Origin of the sequence: Novipirellula artificiosorum (assembly GCF_007860135.1) — a bacterium.
GTDB lineage: Bacteria > Planctomycetota > Planctomycetia > Pirellulales > Pirellulaceae > Novipirellula_A > Novipirellula_A artificiosorum.
Genome location: NZ_SJPV01000002.1, coordinates 382,953 through 409,525 on the forward strand (window position 1 = coordinate 382,953; position 26,573 = coordinate 409,525).

Here is a 26,573-nt window from a genome sequence, read left to right on the forward strand (position 1 = left end):
GGACCTTTTTCATTCTGCTCGTCGCTCGGCTTGCCGCGCTTTGCTCGTTCGACCTGAACGCTCCCAAAGCCACTCGCGCCGAATCGCTGGCAAAACAAAAGATTGCTCGTGAAGGTAGATTCTGGTGTTCTCGTTTCCGAGGACATGACCATGATAGCCACTACCGAGACGACAATCCTGTATTGCGCGTTCTCTTTTCTCGTTGGAGCTGGGATCGTGCTGGGCATTGCCCAGCGATTGCAGGTCAATCGCCGCAAACAGCTTCAGCAGGAGGCCGACCGGCTTCTTGAAGCCGCCAAGGTTCAAGCCGAAACCTTACGCCAAAAGGCGATTGTAGACGGCAAGGAATCGGTCTTGGCGATCAAATCCGAAGCCGAAAAAGAGATTGCCGCTGAGCGAAAGGTGCTGCTCCAACGCGACGGGAAACTGGATCGTCGCGAAGAATCCCTCTCTCAACAGGAGGAGGGTTTGCGCAAACAGCAACGTGGGCTCGAGAACGCCCAAACGCGACTCGACACCCAATTGCGGGCGCTGACGGGGCAGCGAGCCGAGCTAGAACAAACGATCAAGCAGCAGCAGGTTGTGTTGGAGAAAGCCAGCGGCATGACGCGTGAGGAAGCGAGTGAAAAATTGCTTTCTTCGCTCCAGCAAGATCTGCAGCAAGAGATCGGTTCGGTCCTGCTGAAGCACCAAAAGCATCTCGGTGAAACGGTGAAAGCCCAAGGCCGTGAAATGCTACTGACGGCGATCCAGCGCTACGCATCGGCTCATACCGCCGAATCGACGACCAGCACGGTGGACGTTCCCAGCGATGACATGAAAGGCCGAATCATCGGCCGCGAAGGTCGTAACATTCGTGCCTTCGAGAAGGCAACCGGCGTCGACGTGATCATCGATGATACGCCCGGTGTGGTGATCGTTAGCGGGTTTGATCCGGTCCGTCGTGAGATCGCTCGACAATCGCTTCAGCGGTTGATCAGTGACGGACGCATCCATCCCTCACGAATCGAAGAAGTGGTCAAGGAAGCGACCGCGGAAATGGACGATCTGATCCTTCAAAAGGGGCGTGAGGCGGCCGATGAGGTGAATGTCAACGGTGTTCATGAACGGGTCTTGCAGATGCTCGGTCGTTTGCACTTCCGTACGTCGTATAGTCAGAACGTGCTGCGGCACAGTGTCGAAGTCGCCTTCCTGTCGGGATTGCTTGCCGAGATGCTCGGGATGGATGCCGATTTGGCACGTCGCTGCGGACTTTTGCATGACATTGGTAAAGCGGCCGACCATGAACTCGAAGGAGGCCATCCGAAGATTGGTGCGGACCTGCTTCGTCGCCATCACGAAGGTCCCGAAGTGGTCCACGCTGCCTTGGGTCATCACGACGAGATCGTCACCGAGCATCCTTACACCATGTTAGTGGCGACCGGTGACGCGTGTAGTGCGAGTCGTCCCGGTGCACGACGCGAATCGCTCGAGCGCTACATTAAGCGTATGGAAGAACTGGAGTCGATTGCAGAACGTTTCAGCGGAGTACGGCAGGCGTACGCCATCAGTGCTGGCCGCGAACTTCGAGTGATCGTCAACAGCGACAAAACAACGGACGAGCAAGCAGCGACGATTTGTCGTAACATCGCCAAGGCATTTGAACAAGAGCTAACCTACCCAGGCGAAATCAAGGTGACCGTCTTGAGAGAATCACGTTTTATCGAGACGGCCAAGTAGCGGCGGCAATCCCATGAGTATCGGTCAAGCGATTCCGATTGCCAGCTTGGAGGATCCTCGGATCTCGGTCTACGCGAATCTGCGGCATCGCGATGTGTCCGCCGACGGTGGCCGTTTTGTTGCCGAAGGACATTGGGTGGTCAAGCGATTGATCGCCAGTTCGTACACGATCGAATCGCTATTGGTGCAACAGGGCCTGGAATCGAAATACGCTGACGGTGTGCCTGAATCCGTCCCCATTTTCACGCTCTCTCGCGACCGTCTTGGCGCACTGGTTGGATTTGACTTCCATCGCGGCGTGCTGGCGTGTGGCTTGCGACCCCGCGTCCAATCGGCCCAGGACTTTCTCAACGCTCGCCCCAGGCCTCGACTTGCCGTGATGTTGCTGGGGGTCACCGAACTTGAAAATGTAGGCAGCATCTTGCGTTCCGCCGCAGCGTTTGGAATCGACCATATCCTGTTCGACGACGCGGCGGCGGACCCGCTCAGCCGCCGTGTCGTCCGGGTCAGCATGGCGACCGTCTTCAAACATCAGCTATTCTCCCTCGATCGCAGTGCCCCCGATTGGCTAACGCGGTTCCACGAAGCAGGCTTTCGCACCCTTGCAGCCACACTGGATCCCTCCGCGACTGCGGTCACCGATTTTGCATCGAGTCCTGTACCCCGTGTGTTGATGGTGGGCAACGAAGCGAAAGGGATCGATCCAAGTATTCAGGCCTTGGCAACCGATCGCATCACGATCCCGATGCAGCTCGGCACCGACAGCCTGAACGTCGCCGTCGCCTCCGCGATTTTGATGCACGCGCTCCGTGAGTGATGTCCAAGACAAACGACGCCGTTACCAGGAATTTCGTGCGATAGCTTGACGCGGATTGCGACGGTGAGAGGATCGTGCGGAAGTGACAACAGCCCGAGTTACTTCTTGCCTACCAGAGATAGATTCCGATCGCCAACAGCACGAGGATCGTTGCAAACGCATCACGCCGCGTGAATCGCCCACTGGCTCCGTTGAGCCGCAGAAAACCGAGCATCGCACCGGTGGGACATCCATAGTGGCAATAGGCCTTGGGGACAAAGAGCGATGCAACCAGCCCGATGACGGCGACGCTGATCGTTGCCCAACCTGCGATCCGAATCACGAAAGCATCGAACGGTTCGATGCCGACGAGCGGCACCGACCCGTGCAACATCGCCACCAAGATTACCAGCAGCAATAGCGCCGCGGGTAGGAACCGCAGTCCTTGATCGAGCCACCGCGGGACGCGAGTCTTCAACGGCACGCGCCGTGTCCAATCTTGCATGGCACCGAAAGGACACAGATGCGTGCAGTAGACCTGGCGTCCGGTAAAGAGGGGACACACCAATGCAGCAAGCGTCAACATCACCAACCCCGGTGCCGCTTTCCATGCGACGCCGTTTTGTGACCATCCAACCAGTTGAGCTTGGGAAAGCATGTCGGCGTTGATAAAGCCGAGATAAACCACCAAGACGATTTGCATGGCGACTCGTAAACGCCGGTTACCTCGCAGATGCGTTAGCGCCACGACGAGTGCCAGGGCGACCACGGTTGCCGTGCCATAGTCGCGAGCCGCGAAGGACCACAAGGACTTCGCCTTGAGCTTGGGCAACGGTTGCTCCCGCTCAATCTGCTGTGCCGTGTAGATCAACGCTTCGGCAACCGTCGTGCTCGTCTTCGTCGCGCCCGAGACACCTTCGATTCCCGCATCGACCATGTCAAGGGCCGCAACATCCGACAGCGTAAATCCTTTGAACAGGTTAAAGAAATAGCGGTCTTCCGTGACATAGCGGACATACGGTTGGTTATCAAAACTGCCGCGGATCGCCGCACCGACAACGCGGCCCTCCAAATCGAGAGCCACCAAGGTGTCGGTCGGCCCCTGGTAACCGATCATTTGATCGGCATGGGGCGAGGTACGAAAAACCCTTCCAAGTTCAACGTTTTCGGCATCCATCGCCACAAGCAAACTGGGTTTCCTCGCGTCGGGGACGAGGCCAACGACGTCCGAGAAGAACGCCGTGACTTCATCCAGTTTGATCGGATCCGCAAAGCGCGATGAAGGGTTGGAACCGCCCAACCGCAAACGAACCCCATCAATGATCGACATGCTCGTCAGTGTCGCTCCCGAAACCGCATCCACCTCGGCCACCGCCGCTTCTTGCCAATTCAATCCGTTGAGCGAAGTCATGAATCGTTGATTGTGAATGACGTCTTCGGTGTGTTCACGCGTATCGCCACTGCGTAGCAACGAAAGACCTCCAATACGATGGTCCGTATCAAAAGCAACCAGCATGTTCATGGGGCCTGAAAACCCAACCACGCTATCCGATTCCGGTGAGGTTTGAACGACGAATCCAAGCGATTCACCCTCTGCATCCAGCACCGTTTGCCCCCCATGATCGGGATCGTAGTCCCCCAATTTCGAAGCATTGGGGATCAAGGGCAACACTTGATCGATCACCAGCGACGGATTTTCCTCACCTCGCTGCTGCGCAACGAACCAGCGATGTTCCGCATGGATGACCGTGATGATCATCACAAACAGGCTGATTCGGTAGACATGCAATCGATAGCGGTGAAACCGACGGTCACGAGTGGAGCGTGACGGATTGGCAATAGGGAGTGAGGTCATGCAACGCAAGAATAGCGGAAAGGCACGATTGTACAACAAACTGCATAGCCAAGTCCAAGTTGAATTGATAAAGTGCCGCGCATCCCTTGTTGCCTGGTCACCGGGCATCGAACACAGAGCACGCAAGGAGCATCATGCCAAGCATTCAAGAACTCCTGACCCAAGGCTGGAACCTTCATCAAGGCGGCCGAATCGATGAAGCCATGCAGCTTTACCGTCATGTGCTTGCTCATGCTCCTCAAAACGCAAACGCGTTGGTGTATCTGGGGATCGCCTTGTTCGATCAGCGACGCTTTGACGATTCGGTCGCGGCATACCGCGAAGCGTTAGCCCTCCAGCCGCAATTCCCAATCGCATGGAACAATCTGGGCAATTCGCTGCGCATGTTGGGAAAAATCGATCAGGCAGAACAGGCGCTCGCAACCGCACTCGACCAGCAACCCGGCTATTTGTCCGCATTAAAGAACCGAGGGACGTTGTGGATTTGGAGCGGTGAAGTGGAGCGAGGACTGAAATGGTACGAAGAAGGGTTGAAGGTCGATCCGAATAACGCGGAACTTCACCGAAACCTCGGAGTCATTCATTTGCTACTGGGCCATTACGAGCTCGGATGGAACGAGTACCGATGGCGATGGGCCATGCCAGGCACGTATCGACCACAAGTCACCGCAGCGGTGTGGCAAGGTGAAGATCTCGCGGGGAAATCCATCTTGCTGTATCCCGAACAAGGCCGTGGCGACGCCATCCAGTTCATTCGAGTCGCAGCCGTGCTCAAGAAAGCGGGCGCCACGGTCTACGTGCAGTGTGACAGCAACATGCTGCCGCTGTTCTCAAGCGTTGCGGGAATCGACCTGCTGTTGCCCACCGGTTCCGTCGTTCCTCCCGTTGACTATCACGCTTCCTTGATCGATGTGGTCGACCGCTGGTTCGGGAAAACGGGGAACTTAGCGTACGCGACAGAGCTCTTTTCAGAGGGCCAGGGGTATCTACGGGTGTCCGATGTAGCGATCGATCATTGGAAACAATGGCTTGCCAGGCAAGTGCCCCACGGGCGTCGCATCGGAATCAACTGGCAAGGCAACCCCGAGCATCATGCCGACGTCTATCGGAGTATTCCGCTGCAAACGCTTGCGCCGCTGGAGTCGATCCCAAATGCTTCGCTGATCAGCTTGCAATTCGGGGATGGGATCGAGCAAATGGAATCGTGTTCCTTTGCCGATTCGATTCTCAGTTTGCCAAGCGACTTTGACACGGCCGGTGGCGCCTTTATGGACACGGCAGCCGTCCTTAGAAATCTGGACGTGGTCGTCACCAGCGACACCGCGATCGCACATCTGGCCGGTGCGATGGGTGTAAACGTCCTCTTGATGCTAGGCAAAGTTCCTGATTGGCGTTGGCTCACCGACGTCAATCAAACGCCTTGGTATCCGTCCATGACGCTGATTCGACAACAACAACTGGGGAATTGGTCCGATGTTGTGGCAGCGGCCTGCGAGCTCGTCTAGCTTAGGGAACTTTTCCATCGATCGATCTGCTTTTGCACCTGATCGGGTGCGGTAGATCCATAACTGACGAACGCCGCGACCGCGTTCTTGCTGCCCAGAATCTCGAACACCGATTCGTCAATTTCTGGTGCGTGCGACTGCAACACCTCCAGCGGCAGTTCGTTTAACGCGACCTCTTGGTTCATGGCTTCACCCACAATCGCACCGACCAAGTGATGGGCTCGCCGTTGCGGCATCCCCTTGCGGATCATCCACTCCATCAAGGTCGTTGCGTCGAGGTAGCCACGTTCCAATCCATTGGCAATCGATTCGCGACGTAGCGTGGATCCTTCGACGATGGGCGCAGCCAATTCAAGGGATGCGATGACGGTATCAAACGAATCAAAGAGCGGTGGTTTGTCTTCCTGCAAGTCACGGTTGTAGGCAAGCGGCAAATTCTTAACCAACAACATCAACGTTTGCAGATTGCCCATGACGCGTGCCGACTTGCCACGAGTCAGTTCCAAGGTGTCGGGATTGACCTTCTGCGGCATGATGCTGCTGCCCGTACAGAACGCTTGGGGCAACTTGATGAAGTCAAACTCCACCGTGCTCCAAAGAATCCATTCTTCGGCCCAACCACTTAAGTGCGAGGCGATCAGTGACAGGACGAACGCACTTTCGAGCATAAAGTCACGATCGCTGCTGGTGTCCAAACTGTTCGCCGTTGGCCGATCAAAACCAAGCGTCTCGGAAGTCTGGTCACGATCGATCGGCAACGTCGTACCGGCTACGGCGGCAACCCCCAGTGGGCATTCGTTCAAGCGGCGCCGACAATCACCAACACGGCCTCGATCACGCTGCAGCTTTTCGATGTATGCCAGCCAGTAGTGGGGTGCGAGGACCGGCTGGGCGCGTTGCAGATGGGTGTAGGCTGGCAAGATCACATCAAAATCTTGATCACAACGCGTCAAAAAGGCTCGTTGCAGCGTCAGCAGTCGCGAGTCCACCTGATCGAGTGCCTCGCGAACCCACATCCGCACGTCGGTGCTCACCTGATCATTTCGGCTTCGAGCGGTATGCAGCTTGCGTCCCACGTCGCCAACACGGTCAATCAGCGCTTGCTCGACATGCATATGGATATCTTCAAGCTCGAACGAAATCGGAAACGTGCCCGCATCGAGTTCTTGCTCGATTTCCTTTAAAGTGTCCCGAATCGTCTCGCATTCTTGATTTGTGAGCATTCCACGCTGGGTGAGCATGTCGGCGTGGGCGATGGAGCCGCGGATATCTTGGCGATACAGCCGGCGGTCGAAGCTGATGCTCTCGGCAAACGCTTCGAGTCGCTTATCGGTTTGGGCTTGAAAAACACCGCTACGTGACGGACTATCCACGGTATGACTATCCTTGTTGGAAGGCGAACAAAATGGGGCGATCAGGATCGGGCGCAAAACGACAAGCCGGGTCTCTCCTTGGAAGTCGCCAGCAATCCGGTTTGCGAGGGACCGTTGGCCCGCTCCGCTCCGTTTTTTGTTTCACGCGTGATACCAGGACCGCTATTATCGCGGAACGCCCGTTGATAGCGACCCCCGGCACGTTCCAATCCTCTCTCTCGATCTTTCACTCGCATCCCATGAACAACACGCTCTCTTTCTCGCCAAACACGCTGCTACTTACCGTCTGTTTTGGCCTGCTTACGACGTTGGCAGAGGCGGCCGAGGTGATGGTTTCGGCCGTATCGGGCAACCCGCTTGGCGTGGCGACGATCGAAATCCCTCTCGCCTCGCCGGTCCCTGTGGGCTCGCTGCCGCGGTTGAGAGCCACCGGCTCGGCGGGCCAGGTGCTGTACCCTGCCTCGAGCGAGGTCCGTATGCGTGTGACTCCCCCCTCTGAACGTCCGGTCCCGCAGCCGGGGCGCGGAAGGCTGCTGGGCCGCGTGGGAAGTCTGATTCGCGAACTCACCGGCGCCGACCAAGACAAGGAAGCGACAGTGGCCCGACGGGTTTCGTTCTTGTTTCCCTCGGACGAACCCTTCCTCGTGACGCTCGGTGATTCCGATGGACCGATTGGGCAATACAAACTGGTTCCCGAAAAGGAGCCGTTGCTGCATGACGAACGGCTTCGACAATGGTGGGCCGACTACACCACGGGAGTCAAAACGCAAATCGATTTGAGCGACTATCCACCTTGGGTTGAAACCTACCTGGTTGCGATGTTGTCAGGCCGATTGCGTTTACCGCTACCCGATTGGTACGAAACGCATCCTTCCAATGAAGACGCACTGGTTTCAACCTTGAAGCTGATCGCAGGTGCCGAGGACGAAAAAGAAGTCGTGTTTCGCCAGGCGGCTGCCGGCCGCATGTCAGCCGACCCCCTGGCCAGCACGAAAGTCACCCTGCCCGCAGCGCCCTCGTGGGCACCTTCCTTTCCACAGGGGAACCGGCCACCACAATCCCCCTCGATACCGGTCGAGCCGCTTGCCGGCAGTGTGCCACCGGAGTGCTTCTATCTTCGTTACGGCTCGTTTGAAAACTATCTCTGGTTCACCGATTTGTCAAACGAATACGGTGGAGATCTTTCACGAATGGCAACGCTCCGAGGCTTCCGCACTCAAGCGACCGAATCGCTCGAATCGCAGCTGAATCTCAAGATGACGCAGATGTCCCGCATGCTTGGCCCCACCATGATTGAAGACCAAGCGATCATCGGTCGTGATTTGTTCCTCAACGACGGTGCATCGATCGGCGTCCTTTTCCAGGTCAGCAATGTATTTCTGTTTCGCTCGTCGCTCCAAAACGATCGCAGCACACGAGCAGGTAGCGACGAAACGATCAAGCTAAGTGACACGCGGATTGGCGGCAAGTCGGTTTCGTTTTTGCGAAGTGCGGATAACCGAGTGCGATCGTTTCTGGTCGAAAACGGCAACATGATCTTGGTCACCAACAGCAAAACGCTCGTGCAACGATTCTTGGAAGTTGCTGCCGGGGCGCCGTCATTGGCTCAGTCACCCGAGTTTCAATTGACACGTCAATTGATGCCATTGGAGCGTGAGGATACGGTGTTCGCCTACCTGTCGCCTCGGATGATGCAAGGATTGGTATCGCCCGAATACTTGATCGAACTGCGCCGTCGACTTGCTTCGCAAGCCGAGATCACACTGGTGCACCTGGCACGCATGGCGTCGGCAGCCGAGGGGAACCCGATCCAATCGATCGATCAACTGGTTGCCGCAGGGTACCTGCCGGCGGATTTCAGCCAGCGCAGCGATGGCAGCGGTGTGGTCTCGCTTGGCGCTGGCTTGATCGACACACGCCGTGGAGCGCGAGGACGATTCCTGCCAATCGCCGACGTGAAGATGAAGTCGGTCACGGCGGAGGAAGCCGCCTGGTACGAGACGATCGCCGCGGCCTATTCGAACCGTTTTTCCCATATGGATCCGATCATGATCGGCGTACGTCGCGAGGGGGTGTCGGACGGCAAGGACGATACCCCGAAGCTGGAAAGGCTATCGATTCACGCCGAAGTGGCTCCGCTGACGCCGGCCCAGTACGGCAAATGGGCACAACAACTTGGCCCGCCCACTCGAGTGGCGATTCAATTCGCAGCGGACGACCTTGTCGCTGCTCAAGCACACGTTGCATCGGAGCTGCTAGGGCCCCCGACGCACTTGTTTGCCGCCATCAAGGATTCGTCGCCACCCGATCTCGAAGACTTTGATGGCTTGCTAAAATCGTATCGATCGCTGCGTCAGTTGCCGGGTTACCTCGGAGCGTGGCCCCTGCCAGGTGCACTCGATCGTTTGCCACTGGGTATCGGTCGAGGCACACCGGTCGGGCCCGGTATGACCCGGTTGATTGGCGGATTGTATCGCTACACGGGCGGCGGCTTTAGCGTGCTGTCGTTCTTCCCAGACATCTTGACGGCAAGCTTGCCCTATTGGGCATCGGTTGAAGTCGAAGACGCAGCTCAAGTTCGAGCTCGGATCGGAGACTTAGTGGGAAGCCAATTGGAAGGCTGGGTGACGGACCAATTGTACCATCGCAGCTCCCAGACCAGTGCCGCGGGAGCACAATTCTTGGGCATGCTTTCGCGACAATTGAAGGTCAACCCAGATCAGGCCATGGGATCGATCGCTGATATTTTTGGCACGGATTTGCAATGCACGCTCGGCGGCCGCTATCTGTATGACGCGGACGCATTCCATTGGAAGAGCACGGCATGGGCTGCCAATCGGCCGCCAATCGATCCGCCGCTTGGCTACACACCACCCCTGTTGCAGTGGTTTCGAGGTGGCCAAGCGACGTTAACGCAGTACGATGATCGAGTGGTGGTCGATGCCGTCGTGGATGCCCAGCGACAATAGCTCGACGTGAGTGGTTGCGAGCGACTACAATAAGCGGGGCTGTTCCTCCCTTCCAACCTGTTCGTATCCGGGCGACCGATTGTGGATAAACCTGGCTCAACCACTCAGCTCGTCGTCGCGTCGAAGGCGGGGGACAACGAGGCGTTTGGTGTTTTGCTTGAGCAGTATCGTGGTTTTCTGCTGATGCTCGCCCATCGCTACTTGTCTGAACGATTGCGACGGCGGATCGATCCATCCGACATCGTTCAGTTGACCTTTTTGGAAGCAAAGCGTGACTTGAGTTCGTTTCGCGGCGAGAGCCCTGCGGAATTTGCGGGCTGGCTACGCGGGATTTTGAAGAACAACGTCGCAACGGCGGTAACACGCCATGTGACAACACAAAAACGGTCACTCAAACGCGAGATCGAGGGCGACAAGCCGATCAAGGGCGATTCCGCCGGTGGCGGTTGGATCGCTCAATTGCCGGGAAGCACGACAAGCCCGAGCGGCGTCGCGATCCGGGGCGAAGCGACCTTTGCGCTGCTCGAAGCGCTGCATCAGTTACCTGAAACTCAAGCCGAGGCGATCCGGCTGCGTTACATGGAAGGCCTGTCGCTGGCAGAAATCGTCGAAAGGATGGGAAAAAGTGACACCGCAGTGGCCGGACTGCTGAAACGCGGACTGCAAAAAATGCGGACCATTTTGGATGCCGATATGAGCCCATGGCTGTGAAAGTTCCAATTTTTTTCGCCCCTCACCGCAGCTGAGTTGTGCCTGAGGTAAAACAAGGCCGTTCCGTAACGCCCCTCTCTTTCGAAGCCCGACACGTTCTGCATGGTTGAAAACGAAGCTCCCGACGAAGCGGATCCGCTTGACGCTGCCTTTGCCGCGTACTTGCGATCGTGTGATGACGGCGAAATGACAAGCCGTGACGATTTCTTGAAACAGTTTCCTGAGGTCGCCGATCAGTTGCGACAATTGATGGAAGCTGCCGATCTCGTTGGCAGGGTCGGCGCCGCAGCATCCTCTGCGAGTCATGCTTCCGAGGAATCGCTGCTTGCCGGCGGGGCGGAAACGATTGCCACTTCGGCTGCCGTCGGGGAACAATCCAACGTGGATCCCGCAGCGACACTGCCCATGGCACACCGCAAAAAGGGTGACCATGGACCAACGTTGCCGTTCAACCTAGGCGACTATGAACTGCTGGAAATCCTCGGCAAAGGTGGCATGGGCGTCGTCTACCTTGCCCGGCAAACGGAACTCGACCGCATGGTCGCTGTCAAAATGATCCGAGGCGGAATGCTTGCCGACGAATCCGATGTGCGCCGGTTCTATACCGAAGCTCAAGCGGCCGCCAAGTTGAGCCATCCGGGCATCGTACCGGTCTATCATTTTGGTCAACGCGCAGGACACCATTTTTTCTCGATGGCATTCATCCGTGGCACTGATTTACAGCGGCGGATTCAAGAGAGCCCGCTGGCCCCCAGGGATGCGGTCCGTTACGTCCGTGACGTTGCTCGTGCCATCCATCACGCCCATCAAAACGGAGTGTTGCATCGCGATTTGAAACCGGCCAACGTGATGATCGACGAGCACGACAGAATCCACGTGACCGATTTCGGCCTAGCCAAGCGGATGGATTCGGACAGCAGCGTGACGGGAACAGGCGCCGCCGTAGGAACACCGCACTACATGGCTCCTGAGCAAGCCGGTGGATTCAGCGACCAAGCGACCCGACACAGTGACGTGTATGCACTCGGAGCCATCCTGTTTGCATGCATCACCGGCCGCCCCCCCATCATGGCCGACACGGTGGTTCAAACGTTGCTGCAAGTGGTACACAACCCAGCACCGTCGCTTCGCTCGCTACGGGCCGATGTTTCGATGGACTTGGAAACGATTGTCGCGAAGTGCTTAGAGAAAGACCCAAAAAAACGCTACGATTCCGCATCCAAGTTGGCCGAGGATCTGGAGGCGCATTTAGAAGGTCGTCCCATTGCCGCGCGGCCACGATCGATGCCCGTTAAGCTCTGGCAGTGGCTCGAAGGCGTGCCATTGGTTGCGGCCCTTTCCGGACGACGGATGGTCCACACGTCGGTTTCGCACCGGCGATTTCAAGCCGCGATGCTGTTGCTGCTGTTACTGACTCCGTTCGCAGCAGCCGGAATCTCCGTGTTGTGGAACCGTAATCGCGATTCGATTCCAGCAACCGTCGCCATCGCCGGAGGGCTGGAAGACGGCGTTTACAATGAGGTTTCCGCCAAGATCGCAGAACGCTTGATTTCTCGCTATCACGTCACGACCGCGGTGACGGCCAGCAACGGATCGATCGACAATCGTGACCGTTTGTTGCATCACGAAGTTTCGTTGGCGCCGATGCAAGCGTCGGCTGTCAATGGTGATGAGCTGTGCGTCGTAGCTCCGCTGTTTTATGAAGCCGTCCATGTTCTTGCGAGACACGATTCAGAAATCACTTCGCTCACCGATTTACCCGGGCATCGCGTTGCGGTCGGCCCCGTGGGCAGCGGATCGCGTGCCACCGCAGAAATGCTGTTTGACTCGCTTGATTTGACTCCCGAGGTGTTGCCCCGAGAGGTGATCCCATGGCGCGAGCTTGCTTCAGACGACGCACCGGACGCTGCGGTGCTTTGCATCGGTCGCGGTAGCCCGCTGTTGGTGGGATTGCTGGAAAGCAACCGTTGGCAGTTGGTTCCGATTCCCTCCGCCATTTCGATTTCGCTCCAGCATCCTACGCTGCGACCGATGACGATTGAATCAGCCGATTACCCCCATTCCAACCTGCCAGCCGCAGGGATCGCGACCGTGGGAACGACCGCATTCTTGGCAGCGCGTCACGACACGCCCGCCGACCTAGTCACCGCAGCCCTTGAAATCCTTTACCAACCACCCGAATTATGCGTCGGTTTGATCTCACGCAAGCAGGCAGCCGAATGGCAAGGATTGGCATTGCACCGCGCGGCAAGAAAGTTCTACGCCGGCGATACAGAATAGCTTCTACCGATTCTGCTTCAGTCTCCTGATTGAGGAACACGACGGTACCGCTGCGAAACCACGATAAAAGCATAACCGTTAGCAGTCGGCACACTTTCAAAAACGGTCTTGGTGATTTCGTGCGCTGACTTGCGCCCGTGCGTGATCGCATAATCAAGCTCCGTCTTGGCAAGCGTTTCCTCAAGCGTGGCGGGAATGAACTTCAACACGTGCCGATCTTCCGAGTCGATACCAGCACGCAACAGCAACGCTTGATCGTATTGCATCAGTGGACTGGGCGTCGTCCAGCGAAAGTAGAGCCGTTTTTCACTTGCGCTGTCGAGAATTCGTTCCTTGACCGGGTCCCCGGAAAGTTGGCGTGCAACATCCACACCTTGAATCGACCCGCCAACGACACCGACTTCGATCCCAAAATGATCCAGCTGTTTCGCGTAGTCTTCGAGACGGTTTGCCGTGAACTGAAGATGCCAACGATCCGATCTTGAAACCGTTTCCTGTGCGAGAGTGGGACCCACACGAAGTGAAACGCCGGCTCTCAATCGCTCCGGAAATCCACCCTGGTGATCAACCGACACCGCGACCTTTCGGACCGCTCGGGTCACCGCACGAATCGATTCCTGGAGCGACGGAGCGATCAGTTCAGCAACCTCGACATCCGACGGCACCTCGAAGCCTGCATCGACACTCCGATCGTGTGGTAACGCGACCGATGAGACGGCAGCCGGGCTTGGCGGCACGGGAACGGGCGACGCCGCGCGACCCAGGACCCAGATCAGGAGCAAAACGCAAACCAAGGTGCCGGCAAACCAAACCAAGGCAAGCAAGAAGCTGGAAACCAAATCGAACCGACTCGTCGACAGCTTTGCGCGGACTGCAGTTCGCGACCACGGGGTTGCCGGAGACATCGTGCACCTCACTTGAATTAGGATAGACTCGCTCTGTTACACTTTACCAGGTCCCAGAGCGATTCGCTTTCACAACTTTCTTTCCTTTGGTTCTCGAGCAATTTCAACATGCCTTCCACCGCAAAGTACCTTTTGTTCTCGTTTCTTTCCACCGTCATTTGCCTGTCGAGCGGAAAAGCTGATGACGCCGCGGCCGAACCCGCGGCCGGCAAGCAGGTCGAACAGACCTTTTCCTGGAAGGACTCCGTTGGTGTCCCCTACTTGATCTACCTTCCCCGTGGCTATGCCGAGTCGACGGAGCCGTACCCGTTGATGCTGTTTCTGCACGGACGAGGCGAGAGCAACGGGCCACTCAGTCTGGTTGCAAAATGGGGGCCGCCGATGATGGCCGAACGAGGCGACGAGCTACCGTACATCTTGGTTTCGCCTCAGTGTCCCAAAGACGATTTTTGGAGCTCGCCGGTACAACAATCGCTGCTGGGAGAACTGCTCGATTCGATCACTTCGACGTATCGTATCGACCAGGATCGCGTCTATTTGACGGGATTGAGCATGGGCGGTTACGGGTCGTGGCGAATGGCAGCGGACCATCCGGATCGTTTTGCGGCCGTGGCTCCGATTTGCGGAGCCGGCAATCCCGAGGATGGAAGCAAGTTAGTGGACGTGCCGATTTGGGCGTTTCATGGCACCGACGATTCGGTCGTGCCATTCGAGAAGTCTCAAGAAATGGTCGATGCGATCAAAGCAGCGGGTGGAAAGAAGATTCGATTCACAACTCTGGAGCACATCAATCACAACAGCTGGTCGTCCGCCTACGCAACGCCTGAGCTTTACCAGTGGATGTTCAGCCACCAACGTGGCAAGTAAAAACTGGACAATTCACTAGACAGTGGGTGATAATGAAGGAAGCGACGATTCGTCTTGCCAACCACTCGACAGGAACTTATTCGATGAAGCTCACTCCTCTGCTCGTGCTGCTGCCCGCGTTAACGCTACTGCTTTCGGCAATCGGCCTCAGCGACCGCGACGTGGCGTTGGGAGACGAATCGGCATTGGAAACGGAGGCGGAGGAGAAGGCGGATACGGAGCCCTACAAGCCCAAAACGAAGGCGGAGCTACTTCGCTCGCTCAGTCGGATCCAGTTCAACGTCACGCAGAACGAGGCAACCGAAACGGCGTTTCGCAATCGATACTGGGACAACAAGAAAGAGGGGATGTACCACTGCGTCGTTTGCGACTTGCCGCTTTTCAGCAGCAAGACCAAGTTCAAGTCGGGTACGGGATGGCCGAGTTTCTATGCGCCGCTCAATGAGAAAAAGGTCGGTTTTCGGAACGATTGGCGGCTCGTCTACACTCGGGTCGAGGTACATTGTTCGCGGTGTGGAGCCCATCTGGGACACGTTTTTGATGACGGTCCGGCGCCCACGGGCAAACGATATTGCATGAACAGCGCCTCCCTCAACTTTATCGATCAGGCAAAGTTGGACGAAAAAAAGGATTCGGAGAAGACGCCAAGTGACAGCGACCCAAAAAACATCGTGAAATAGATCGCGGTTATTTTGAATTGCTGGTTCGGCTCATCCTTGTTGTATCGGTTGTGCGGCGACCCCGTAGCGCCACTCGTTTTTTTGTGTCCAAAGGTCGAATCCATACAACTGGAACGAGTGTGGCTTGGTTCGCACGCCGCTCCGAGATTCACCAAGCAGCAGCCAGATCGGTCGTAAATCGACACCGCTGCAATGACCCGGGAGAAACGTGGCATGGATGCGACGCAACAAGTAAACGAGATTGTCCTCCGATCGTACTCAAGACGCATGCGCTGGTTGGGCTGCGTCGCCGCAGTGGCAAGCTGTCTTTCTTGGGGCGGAAACGTCTTGGCAGACGAGTCGGATTTTGCACAGATGTTGAAGCAGACCGAACCGCGCAGCAGCTCGGTCGATTCGCTAAAACTGCTACGAGGCGATGACGCTCGAATCCTTGTCGTGCCGGTCGCCAACGACACCGCGATCCAGCTTCCGCCCTCTGCATTTCGTCAAACTAGCTTGGCTTCGATGATTGCGGAAGAGGATACTTTGGATTTGATCGGGACCGACGGAGATGAAACCGACGACCAAACGGAGGCAGACAAACCGCCCCTTGAGGACGAAAAGGATGAGAAACTGCCGCAACCGAAACGCAACCTGATGGACCAACGGGAATCGCAGGGACGCAAACCCGAGGTGGTCAACGGTCGGTTTGAGTTGCCAACGATTGCGGCCGCAACGACGGCAACAGCCGACATCGGGAACGGCCGCACGCCCGCTGGGTTTCGTGCCGACACAGCCGAGCCGCTGGCCCCGTTGGCCGAATCAGGAATCGAACGCGAAGGCAATTGGACTTGGGCGATGCGGACCTGGGCGGCTCCCAATACGTTTTCCTACCCTCGATACTTTGAAGATCGGATGCTAGAGCGACATGGTCACGAACGATGCCCTCACTGGACACCGATCCTTGCGGGCGTGCGATTCTTCGGCACCGTTCCGCTGCTGCCTTATTTGGCAACGGTCCAGCATCCGTGCGACTGCGAGTACACGCTGGGGTATTACCGAACCGGATCCTGTGTTCCGGCTTACTTGCAGCGTCCGCCCTACGAACGGAAAGCCGTCGTCGCCGAAGCCGTCGCGATCACTGCGGGTACGCTCATCATCCCGTAGTGCGACACAGCCGTCAGAGGGATCCAAGCAGGAACGTAGAACCGATGAATGGATCCGCTGCCTTACAGCGGTCGGTCGACATCGAGCAATCGCCGTGTTGACGAGAGCAGGATTTGTTAAAGTAGATAGACGATCGACTTGAACTTCCCTCGACTCTGCGAGTGTACCGGTGCGGCCATCGTTGCCAGATTATGGATGCTTTCCCCGTTGGCCCGAGAATGGTCAAGGTTTCATTCATCCCCAAGACGTTCAGATCGTGACGCGGCGTATCCCCAGCGAGCGGGTGTTTCGCCGCGAATCCTTTGACGGAACGTATTACCATTACCGATACGGGCAAGTTCGGTTCCGCTTGAAACCCTGTCTGTGGTTGCAGGTCGAATCGGATGGTCTTGATATCGGTGACCCCGTTGAGACGGTTGGAGTGGGGATGGAACGCGAGTTGTTCATCGGCGAAGTCTTTGGCATGTATTTTGTGCGCCGCAAAGGGTGCATTTTGTACCGACTTCGCCGCGGTGACGTCGTGGTGCCCAATCTTTTCACTGCGGACAGCATGCGATTGTTGCTCGACAAATCGCGAATTCGCCCTGGCGAGATCGCCCATCCCACCCCCAATGTCTATGATCGCAGCGAGCGAATGAAAGGGCTATTGTAGAGGGTGGGAAATTGCCGCTCTCAACGAGGGGGCTCTCAGCGAGCGGTAGCGTGCTACCGCCCGAAGAAAACTTACACCACCGTACCACGTTCGCATTGATTTCATCGTTCGCACTGATTTCATCGTTCGCACTGATTTCATCCAGGTTGGTACTCACAAGGGATTCATAGCGTCAATGTTGCTTCAAGAACCAGCGGAATCGCCCTACGATCTACGCTTCGAACTGTTCGGGTTCCCCATCCGCATCGCATGGACTTTTTGGCTTGGAGCAGCGATTTTTGGCTACAGTTTGGTCGATTTGGTTGACTATGCGTTTCAAGACGCTAGCCCAGGTCGAGCACCACTGCTATTGCTTTGGGCGCTCTGTTTGCTTGTCTCCATTCTGATCCATGAACTCGGCCATGCATTGGCATTTCGTCAATGCGGGGTCCATTCTGCGATCGTACTGTATCACTTCGGTGGCCTCGCGGTGCCGATCGGATCCACGGGCACCACGCGACCGTTTTCTCGCCTAACCGAGAAAGAAAACTTGTGGATCGCATTGGCGGGTCCCCTCGCGCAATTGGCGTCTGCGTTTGTCTTGGTAGGAATCGTCAAAGGATCGGGCTACCGCGTTGCGGCCTTCGAATTGATGCCCGTCGGTCTCGATCGATTCCCAGGGGTTCTCGACGGAAAACCGATCGAAAGTGCAGGACTATTTTCGCTGGTAACGTTTTATGTTTGGCCAAGTGTCGTGTGGGCGCTGCTAAATTTAGTTCCCGTTTGGCCACTCGATGGCGGACGCATCTCGAACTCGCTCGTGTTGATCTTCGGTGGTCGCCGTGAGCAAGCACTTTGGGTGAGTGTACTCGCAGCAGGACTGCTTGCCGTTTACGGTTTCAAGAACGGGCAGATGTTTATGGCGATCTTGTTTTTTTCGTTGGCTTACTCGAATTTTCAAATGCTACAGCAAAATGGAACGTGGCGTTACTGATGTAGCCAACGAACGTAATGGGATGGACAGAATCAACAAAGTTCGTTGCTCGTCTCTACGAAAATCAAACGAATTGAACACGAGATATTTGCGATGCATGGCAGTTTCAAAATGCAAGTTCGCATCACGCGTACTAAAAAAACTTTTGCTTTGCAAGCGTTTTTTTTACAAAAAGATGTTGCGAAATTCTGAGAAGCACGTACAGTTACGCGCAGTTTCTAAACGGTTGAAAGCAAAAGCAACGTTGAAGGACTTCAACAAAGCTTTGAGATTCAACTTCCATTGTGACGATTGGTGAGCCGTGGCCGGTGGCTTTTAAAAGGCGTCAAGCTTTGAAAAAGTCACAAGGACTCGCCAGCGTTTCCTTTCCTAGCGGAGGAAAACATGGCCAAGAAGAAAGCAACGAAGAAAAAAGTTACGAAGAAGGCAACCAAGAAGAAGGCTGCAAAAAAAGTAACGAAGAAGAAGGCTGCTAAGAAGAAGGCAACCAAGAAGAAGGCTGCTAAGAAAGCAACCAAGAAGAAGGCTGCTAAGAAAGCAACCAAGAAGAAGGCTACGAAGAAAAAAGCAACCAAGAAGAAGGCCGCTAAGAAGCGTCGTTAGTCTTCAGGTTTGTTCTTCTCTTCGGAGTCGATGCAAAGTTTTGAAAAAAGCCGCGTCAGAGTTCACTCTGATGCGGCTTTTTTGTTAGATCACCGTGATTCCGGGACAATCCGGCAACACAGAGTGCCATTTTGGCAGCAAGCCGTGCCGCTCGTGAGCCTCTTGGTCAAGCAAATGGGCACTACAACGTGGGAAGCGATGGTTTCGGTGGGTTATGGGCCGCGCGTGCTGCGATCGTTCGGACCAGTGCTTTTGCGATCGCTTCAATGGGCGCCCGCGCGGCGCTGTTGCCCGCAATCATTTCTGCCAGACGTCCTTCATCGCCGGCGGTACGGATCCCGATATCGATCGGTAAGCCGCCGAGATAGGGCACCTTGAGCTCTTCAGCTTTGTCTCGCGCTCCGCCACGTCCAAAGATGTCGTAGCTCTTGCCGCAATCGGGGCATTGAAAGCCACTCATGTTTTCCACCATGCCCAAGATTGGAATGTTCACTTTGCGAAACATACTAATCGCCTTGATCGCGTCCAGTAGCGCGACCTCTTGAGGAGTGCAAACCACAACCGATCCGGCCAACGGTAGTGCTTGAGAGAGCGTCAAGACAACGTCACCGGTCCCTGGAGGCAAATCGATCACCAAGTAATCGAGTTCACCCCATTGGGTGTCACTTAGAAACTGGTTGATCGATCCATGCAGCATGGGACCACGCCAAATCACAGCCTGATCGGGTTCAACCAAGAACCCCATCGACATGACGGGCATGGGAGGTAGCGAAGCCGGCTCTTTGAGCATGATCGGTTCGATCTTTTTCTCGGCGTTCACCGACGGCCGTCCAGAGAGACCAAGCAGATGCGGAATGCTTGGGCCGTACACATCCGCGTCCATCAACCCAACCGATGCGCCAAGTTGTCGCAGCGTCAGCGCAAGGGACGCCGCCACGGTGCTCTTACCAACACCTCCTTTGCCACTGCCCACCGCGATCACACTTTTGACCCGCAAACCCACTTGCCCCAAACGCGCGGGTGGGCGCGGGTGATCGACAAACGACACGTTCACGCGAGTCCCTGGGATGGATGCGGTCACCTTGGACTCGATCGCATCGGCCACTTCGTCCGCAATCGGACGCGAATGAGAGGTGATTGCGAGCGTGATCTTCGCAGTATCCCCCTCGATGCTGATTTCTTTGATTTGGCCCATCGAACCCATCGGGCGTCCCGTTTCCGGATCGGGATAGGATTCAATGGCAGCGTGGACGAGGTCTTTATTGAGATCTGGCATAGTACTTTTTGCGAAAGGAAAATGAGAATGCGTTAAGCCCCCACTCTAGCAGCGTTGGTCGCTCCACAGCGAAAGCAGTTCAATCAAATGCTCGGTCGCCTCAACCATCTCGTCAAGGCAGGCGAATTCTGTGACGCTATGGATGTTGTGCTGGCCACTGGAAAGATTAGGGGTGGGTAAACCCTTTTCCGTCAACTGGCTGCCATCGGTACCACCGCGAATGATCTCTTGGGTGCATGATCGCCCCAGGTTTTCAAACGCTTTTTCCGCTAAGCCAACCGACTGAGGCAGCGTTTCGAGTCCTTCGCGCAGGTTTCGGTATTGGCGTCGTACCGCAACATCAACTTGGACGCCTGGGGTCCCCTCGGCTGCCGCGTCGGCGGTTTGGCGAACGATCTCTGCAAGCGTGACCAGTTCGTCGGTATCAAAAGAACGCAGGATCAATTCCACGGTCGCTTCCCCGACGCCACCGCGAAGGGTGTGAGGATGAATGAAACCATCTCGCTCCGATGTGGTTTCCGGTGTCTGTTTTGTCCGAGGCAACTTGGCCACAAAGTCCGCAGCCGCTCGCATTGCATTGACCATCACCCCTTTGGCGATCGCCGGATGGATGTTGTGACCGGTAAAACGAACCGTCGCGGCATCCGCTGAGAAGGTTTCGACATCGATCACTCCTGCGCCGCCGCCGTCGAGGGTGTAGGCAACCATGGCATCAACTTTTTCGAGATCGATCTTGTCGGTTCCTCGGCCGATTTCTTCATCACATGTAAACAACAAACGGACATCGCCATGTTGTAACTGCGGATTTTCGATCAGCGTATGTGCCAACTCCATGATGATGGCAACGCCCGCTTTGTCATCACCGCCAAGCAAAGTCGTTCCGTCGCTGGTGACAAGCGTTTTGCCGATCAGTTTTTGGAGTGCGGGACAGCCGGCAACCGTAATGTCGTTACCGGAGGGTAAGCTGATGTCTCCACCGGCGTAGGCGTGAATCACTTGCGGGGAAACCTGATGCGAAGGAGCCTCGGGCGACGTATCGAGATGCGCCACGAAAGCGACCGTGGGAGTGTTTCCACCGTTGGTTGCCGGAACGGTTCCCCACACCAAAGCGTTATCATCGACATGGGCATCGGTAAGGGGCATCGCGGTTAGTTCCTCGGCCAACACCAGAGCCAAGTCACGTTGTTTTTCCGTGCTGGGATATCGATCGCTGTTGGGGTCCGCGGCGGTATCGATGCGGACGTAGCGGAGAAAGCGATCGAGTAGTCGTGAACGATTGATCGTGATTCGATTCATAGCGAGTTACAGCGTAGGCAAGGGGGGTAAGGATCGAACGAACAGGCTACAAGGGTGCGTGAGCGATCCGAATTTGATATCCTATCGGTCATCAGCTCGACAGCCTACCTCGGAAGCGAAAACGAGGTGGACTTCGAATCCCAATCGATCGCTAAGGTTTCCGATGGCCGAGAAAGTGTCTCATTTGATCTTCGACGTTGAGAGCATCGCGGACGGGGACCTCATTTCGGCGGTGCGCTATGGTGGCCAGGGTCTTACGGCCGAGCAAGCGATTGCCACCTATCAGGACGAGCTTGTCGAGCTCAACGGGACGACGTTCATCCCGCACACGTATCAGATTCCCATTTCCGTGGTGATTGCCAAGATCGCGTCCGATTTTCGCTTGATCGATATCGTCTCGCTCGATGAACCGGAATTTCGACCGCATGTGATCACCGAACATTTTTGGCGAGGTTGGGAATTGTATGGTAAGCCACAATGGGTAACCTTCAACGGGCGATCGTTTGACTTGCCGGTCATGGAATTGGCCGCCTTTCGGTTCGGCATTTCGATCGGGCCGTGGTTCAAGTCCGATGGTTATCGGTCGCCACGAAACCGGTTCAGCACCGATGCTCACTTGGATCTGCAGGAGTTGTTGACCAATTTTGGTGCGGCTCGCTGCAATGGTGGGCTCAACTTGGTTTCCAAATTGATCAACAAGCCGGGCAAGATGGACGTGACCGGCGACCAGGTGCAAAAACAAGCCGACGAGGGGCAATACAAGGCAATCAGCGATTATTGCCGCTGTGACGTCCTCGACACCTATTTTGTCTTTTTGCGAGCAATGGTGATGATGGGGAAAACGACGCTGGAAAAGGAGATCCAGCTGGTCGAACAGACGCGGCTTTGGATCGAGGAACGTGCCGAGTCCTGCGACGCCTACGCCGCCTATTTGAATGCCTGGACCGAGTGGAACAGCCCTTGGCCGCAAAAACAGGACCCGCCCGCGGAGGAGTCAAAGGATTCGGCTTAGGGCAGCGGGCCGAAATCTGTCTTTACCCTCGCGTCCCTTTCTCGGTAGGGTGCGTCTAACAAATCATCGTTTCGAGGAACGAACCGATTCTTGCTTCGGCAATTTTCGCCTCGATGTGGCATTCTCATGGATTGGTAAGCCTGTTGGCGGTCAATGGCTAGACACGAACGTCTTTGCCGGCCTTTTTCGCCCAATGTCCTGGTTTTCAGGACGGTGTTGTTCTGCTGCGCTCTCTTTTTCGGAATTGCCGGAGCCACGTGGGTCACGTGTGATGCGGCCGAGACGGCCGTGCAGCCCGGTTTGGACTTAACGCTCGAACTCCATTGGCTTGCTGCCTCGCCCCAGCGGTGGCGCGTGCACGTTGAAGCGGTCGATCCCCAACAACCCGCTATCCTCTCATCGCTCGAAAACCGTTGCGAGGATCCAAGAAGCTGCGGAAGTTTTCGGACCCCTACTGCGGCCAACGAGTGGTTCTTTGAGCCTCGCGAACCCTCGAATTCGGGCGCAGCACGGTTTCGAGTCCAGGCGTCTGACAACGCAGAGCTTGTGGTTCAGGTGAACGCGCTCGACGAGACGCCGTCGCCGGGATCCGTCGCCGTTTCGCAACCGCAAGGCACGCGAATCTCACTCAGACAACTGGCACTTCAGGAACATCACAACAGCGACGGACCGGCATGGACACTGCAGCGAGTGGCATCCGATGCGTTTCGCATTGAGGCGAGTACGAGTTCGCCAATCGTCGAAGCGGATTCTCCCATCACGATGTCGGTTCGCGCCCACCGGTTGGACTTACCGGCCTTAGGCTTGTCCCCCGATGCGCCGCCAAACTTGGTGTCCTCGCTGGTCCGGCTAAGCGATCGCCACGTGATGGCGTCCCACACCGTTCCCTTTCCAATCGACTCGTCTGGCAACAGTCCCTCCGTCGCGGTGTCCCATCGAACGCCGATCGAACCGGGGGTCTATGAAATCCGTTGCGAAATCGTACACGCGGATCGACTGTGGACGCGACTTCGGCGACGTGAAGACGCCATCTTACGAACCGGGAAGGCGATCGTTGTGTTGCCGGCGAAGATTTCGACGGGAGGTCGAGTTGATTTTTCCGTTTGGCCCACCCTTCAAACGATTCACCTATCCGATGCTTCACAGTGGTCCGTGCCGCAATTCTTCTCTTATCGATCGAACCCTCTGATTCCAACGCCTCGGATGCCTTCGCGAGTTGCGAGCGAGGCTCCACGGTTTCGCGAAATCACCCTCGGCGACAAGCAGATAAGCCTAATTTCGCCCAATGGCACCTTTGAAACCCCGTTGCCGAAACTGCGTGTCGGCTCGCCTCACCACATCACCGTTCGCTACCCAGCGAACCGACCGATCAACATTGGATTGCGATTGGGAAGATCGCAACCCGCCAACGCCGACACAGCGCGCCCGTTGCACTCGCTTGCGGACTTTGTGATTCAAGATCAGCGTCGCGCCGAAGATCGACATTCGGTCGACCCAGAAGGCTGGCGTCAGCAATCGGTACTGTACTACCCACAAGGGCAAGATCAGCTACAGATCATCAACCTTGACCCCGCGCGCGACGCAGCGATTGAATCGATTGAAATCAAAGGCGGTCCTACGGATTTGGTAGCGCCCGTTGAAGCCGTTGACCCAAGTGATTCGCGGTGTTCAGCGATCGCGATGGATGATTTTCGTTGGGTCGATAAGCTTTCGATGGACCAAGTGGACCGATATGCGAATTCCGAGTTCACCGAGGAGTCGATCACACTGCATCGACTCTATGTGGCCACCATGCGATTGAATGAATACGCCGCTGTACTTGGCGCCAACGCGGTGTTGATCCCTGCGAACCAAGCAGGACGCAGCTGGTTTCACTCGTCGCTGTTCTTGCCTGCCAAACGTTCTTGCGATATCGAACCGGAATGCCTTGACGTCTTGATGAGCTTGATGGACCGCTGTGACCGTAACGTCATGATCGCCATTGACCCCGTCATGACAATGTCCGATCTCGAACGAACGGATCTCGGTGATCCGCGCCCAGAGGGTTACCATTTTGTCGATCGTCGTGTCCGCGTGTCACTCGCCAAGTTGATCTCGGAGGTTGTTGCTGAAGCAAAGTTGCATCCTTGTTTTGGTGGCATTGCGCTGTCCTGCGGCGCGTCCGGTTACGCTCGACCGATCGATACCACGACGTTCCCCTGCGAGGCCGTTGGACGACAATTTGCCGCTGAGACCGGATCACCAATCGCCGTACCGGTCGACCTTGCAAACTGGATGAATCAACCGGTCTATGCCAAATTCCAACAATGGGCAAATCAATCTTCGCGGTTGTTCTACGAGACCCTAGCGAGCCAATGCGAAGGTCACGCGTTGTTGTTGGTCGATCTGCCACAATCCGCATTCGCTAACGATGCCGCCAGCGGTCTGGTCGGCCCCTCTTGGCCAGCCGCTTCAAGGGACCCTCCAATCATTCCGGTGGTGAGCCAACAATACGGGCCTAACCGATCGTTGTCCTTGCAAGTCGATGCACAATCGCGAGCGGGACAAGACCGGATCTCGCTTGAACCCCATGCCGGACGGATCGGCTTGGCGATTCTTCCCGATCCATCCGATGCACCCACAGCCGTGTCGGTCATCGGTCGTTCTCAGGTCGCAGCGCTTCAACAATCGATTGATCGATTGGATCCTGCTGTCATCCTATTGAATGGCCATTTGCTCGCTGGAAGTCTTCCTCTGGGACTGCGCCAGACACTCGCTGGATTTCGAGCACTGCCACGAACTCCGCTGCAAGAACTAGTGTCCGCGGATCCTTGCTCCGAAACCGTCCATGTCAAATGGGGCGTCGACAAGCAAAAATTGTCGCTATTGATCGCAAATGTGGCGCCGTGGCCGAATGATGTCGAATTGGCCTGCCGCACGCCAATCCATTGGATCATGGAAGGCAAAGAACCGGCATCGTTGATCCAAAATCCTGATCGAACGAGGACGAAGATCGAACTCGGTGCGGGGGAGATGGTCGTGTTGTACAGCGATTCGATTCAATCGCCCGATGCGTTATTCGCTTGGTCATCACACGTGCGTGGTGGGGATGCGGCGATCGACCGGATCAAGATGGATGTCACCACGGTCGTCGAAAAACTGGGGACGTTGTCGGACAGCGATCCCTACCCAGCGTTGTCCAACGGTAGCTTCGAGGTCAGCAGCGACGTGGGCATCACCGGATGGTTGCACGCGCAGTATCCGGAAGGCTGCGTCACAATCGACACGGCCGAATCCATCGAAGGCAAAAAGTCTGTCTGTCTGATCACCGATGGGCATGCCACGATGCAAACGTGGTTGGTCAGCGAGACCATTACTCCACCGGCGTCCGGACGACTTGCCGTATCGTTGGCATGTCGCGCAAAGTCCGCGGAAGTCAGCTCGCCTCACAGGGTTCGTGTTTCGGTTGAGGGAACGCAAGCGGGAACTCCGTTTCGATACAGTCAAGAAGTCGAGGTGCCACGCAATGGCCAATGGCAACCGCGAAAAATTCTCGCCGAAGCGGATCAGATTCAGCCCACGAGTACCGAGTCACTTCGAATCACCATCGATAGTTTGTCCCCCGGTCAACTCTGGATCGATGACGTTCGTTTGCACGATCGTTTCCCGACCGGGAAGGAAAGAACCGAGTTACAAAATCAGGCCTTCTTAGCCGTCCAGGGATTACAGCGAGGCAACTTAGAGCCATGCTCACGGTTGCTGAAAAATCGCTGGTCTCAGGTGCTACTTGATGCATCGAGCACACATACCAAGAGCACGAACGAGCAGTCGAAAAGCAAGGAATCGGAAGCACCCGGCGTTGCGGAACGCATTCGATCTTGGCTTCCCAGCCCGATGCGATTCTAGTCGGCCCGCTTCCGGTCGTTCGCCACATCTGCGTGTGGTTGCCTTCCACCTGCGGGAAGGGACACGAATT

Annotated in this window: 19 protein-coding genes; 14 read left to right on the forward strand and 5 right to left on the reverse strand. The window is 56.3% G+C overall.

The genetic code is table 11. From position 1 onward, the window contains the following. The first annotated feature begins 150 nt into the window (after window positions 1-150). Together rny and Poly41_RS07230 are read left to right on the forward strand one after the other, a co-directional pair. Window positions 151-1,719, forward strand: coding sequence for a ribonuclease Y (gene rny, locus Poly41_RS07225; protein ID WP_146525250.1), 1,569 nt, complete (start codon window positions 151-153; stop codon window positions 1,717-1,719). A gap of 13 nt (window positions 1,720-1,732) precedes the next feature. Then, window positions 1,733-2,536 carry a TrmH family RNA methyltransferase gene (locus Poly41_RS07230; protein ID WP_146525251.1) on the forward strand — a complete coding sequence of 268 codons (804 nt, stop codon included), beginning with the start codon at window positions 1,733-1,735 and terminating at the stop codon, window positions 2,534-2,536. A gap of 109 nt (window positions 2,537-2,645) precedes the next feature. Here Poly41_RS07230 and Poly41_RS07235 read toward each other — a convergent pair whose 3' ends face one another. Beyond that, entirely contained in the window at window positions 2,646-4,370 is a 1,725-nt protein-coding gene (locus tag Poly41_RS07235; protein WP_197231138.1) for an FMN-binding protein, read from the reverse strand. A 134-nt stretch (window positions 4,371-4,504) separates the two neighbouring features. Here Poly41_RS07235 and Poly41_RS07240 point away from each other — a divergent pair, with 134 nt between their 5' ends. Next, window positions 4,505-5,875 carry a tetratricopeptide repeat protein gene (locus Poly41_RS07240; RefSeq protein WP_146525253.1) on the forward strand — a complete coding sequence of 457 codons (1,371 nt, stop codon included), beginning with the start codon at window positions 4,505-4,507 and terminating at the stop codon, window positions 5,873-5,875. On the opposite strand, the gene argH is transcribed toward Poly41_RS07240, so the two are convergent. Continuing rightward, window positions 5,872-7,248 carry an argininosuccinate lyase gene (argH, locus tag Poly41_RS07245; RefSeq protein WP_146525254.1) on the reverse strand — a complete coding sequence of 459 codons (1,377 nt, stop codon included), beginning with the start codon at window positions 7,246-7,248 and terminating at the stop codon, window positions 5,872-5,874. The two genes, Poly41_RS07240 and argH, sit on opposite strands and share 4 nt — an antisense overlap. A 239-nt stretch (window positions 7,249-7,487) precedes the next feature. On the opposite strand from argH, the gene Poly41_RS07250 reads away from it, so the two are divergent. The 3 genes from Poly41_RS07250 (at window position 7,488) to Poly41_RS07260 (ending at window position 13,208) form a co-directional block, all read left to right on the forward strand. Beyond that, window positions 7,488-10,217, forward strand: coding sequence for a hypothetical protein (locus tag Poly41_RS07250; protein ID WP_146525255.1), 2,730 nt, complete (start codon window positions 7,488-7,490; stop codon window positions 10,215-10,217). A gap of 81 nt (window positions 10,218-10,298) precedes the next feature. Next, window positions 10,299-10,928: a sigma-70 family RNA polymerase sigma factor gene (locus Poly41_RS07255; protein WP_146525256.1), complete on the forward strand. Its 630-nt coding sequence runs from the start codon at window positions 10,299-10,301 to the stop codon at window positions 10,926-10,928. Between the two features lie 102 nt (window positions 10,929-11,030). Then, entirely contained in the window at window positions 11,031-13,208 is a 2,178-nt protein-coding gene (locus tag Poly41_RS07260) for a serine/threonine-protein kinase (protein ID WP_146525257.1), read from the forward strand. Between the two features lie 17 nt (window positions 13,209-13,225). Here Poly41_RS07260 and Poly41_RS07265 read toward each other — a convergent pair whose 3' ends face one another. Then, window positions 13,226-14,113, reverse strand: coding sequence for a hypothetical protein (locus Poly41_RS07265; protein ID WP_146525258.1), 888 nt, complete (start codon window positions 14,111-14,113; stop codon window positions 13,226-13,228). Window positions 14,114-14,221: 108 nt separating this feature from the next. Here Poly41_RS07265 and Poly41_RS07270 point away from each other — a divergent pair, with 108 nt between their 5' ends. The 6 genes from Poly41_RS07270 to Poly41_RS07295 all read left to right on the forward strand — a co-directional run bounded on the left by Poly41_RS07270 (window position 14,222) and on the right by Poly41_RS07295 (window position 19,034). Further along, window positions 14,222-14,980, forward strand: coding sequence for a carboxylesterase family protein (locus tag Poly41_RS07270; RefSeq protein WP_146525259.1), 759 nt, complete (start codon window positions 14,222-14,224; stop codon window positions 14,978-14,980). Window positions 14,981-15,063: 83 nt separating this feature from the next. Next, on the forward strand, window positions 15,064-15,660 hold the full coding sequence (gene msrB / locus Poly41_RS07275) for a peptide-methionine (R)-S-oxide reductase MsrB (protein WP_146525260.1): 597 nt from the start codon (window positions 15,064-15,066) through the stop codon (window positions 15,658-15,660). A gap of 192 nt (window positions 15,661-15,852) precedes the next feature. Further along, window positions 15,853-16,806, forward strand: a complete 954-nt coding sequence (locus Poly41_RS07280; protein WP_146525261.1) for a hypothetical protein — start codon at window positions 15,853-15,855, stop codon at window positions 16,804-16,806. A 169-nt stretch (window positions 16,807-16,975) separates the two neighbouring features. Beyond that, window positions 16,976-17,458 (forward strand): hypothetical protein, encoded by a 483-nt coding sequence (locus Poly41_RS07285; protein ID WP_146525262.1) that lies wholly within the window; start codon window positions 16,976-16,978, stop codon window positions 17,456-17,458. A gap of 175 nt (window positions 17,459-17,633) precedes the next feature. Next, window positions 17,634-18,431 carry a site-2 protease family protein gene (locus tag Poly41_RS07290; RefSeq protein ID WP_146525263.1) on the forward strand — a complete coding sequence of 266 codons (798 nt, stop codon included), beginning with the start codon at window positions 17,634-17,636 and terminating at the stop codon, window positions 18,429-18,431. Between the two features lie 384 nt (window positions 18,432-18,815). Further along, window positions 18,816-19,034, forward strand: a complete 219-nt coding sequence (locus tag Poly41_RS07295; RefSeq protein ID WP_146525264.1) for a hypothetical protein — start codon at window positions 18,816-18,818, stop codon at window positions 19,032-19,034. Between the two features lie 181 nt (window positions 19,035-19,215). On the opposite strand, the gene Poly41_RS07300 is transcribed toward Poly41_RS07295, so the two are convergent. Both Poly41_RS07300 and pepT read right to left on the reverse strand, forming a co-directional pair. Further along, window positions 19,216-20,310, reverse strand: a complete 1,095-nt coding sequence (locus Poly41_RS07300; RefSeq protein WP_146525265.1) for an Mrp/NBP35 family ATP-binding protein — start codon at window positions 20,308-20,310, stop codon at window positions 19,216-19,218. A 45-nt stretch (window positions 20,311-20,355) separates the two neighbouring features. Further along, on the reverse strand, window positions 20,356-21,606 hold the full coding sequence (pepT, locus tag Poly41_RS07305) for a peptidase T (RefSeq protein ID WP_146525266.1): 1,251 nt from the start codon (window positions 21,604-21,606) through the stop codon (window positions 20,356-20,358). Between the two features lie 163 nt (window positions 21,607-21,769). Here pepT and Poly41_RS07310 point away from each other — a divergent pair, with 163 nt between their 5' ends. Together Poly41_RS07310 and Poly41_RS07315 are read left to right on the forward strand one after the other, a co-directional pair. Further along, window positions 21,770-22,618, forward strand: coding sequence for a 3'-5' exonuclease (locus Poly41_RS07310; RefSeq protein WP_146525267.1), 849 nt, complete (start codon window positions 21,770-21,772; stop codon window positions 22,616-22,618). Between the two features lie 153 nt (window positions 22,619-22,771). Then, the gene (locus tag Poly41_RS07315) at window positions 22,772-26,503 is read left to right on the forward strand and encodes a hypothetical protein (protein ID WP_146525268.1); all 3,732 of its coding nucleotides are present in this window, start codon (window positions 22,772-22,774) and stop codon (window positions 26,501-26,503) included. Window positions 26,504-26,573: the final 70 nt, after the last annotated feature.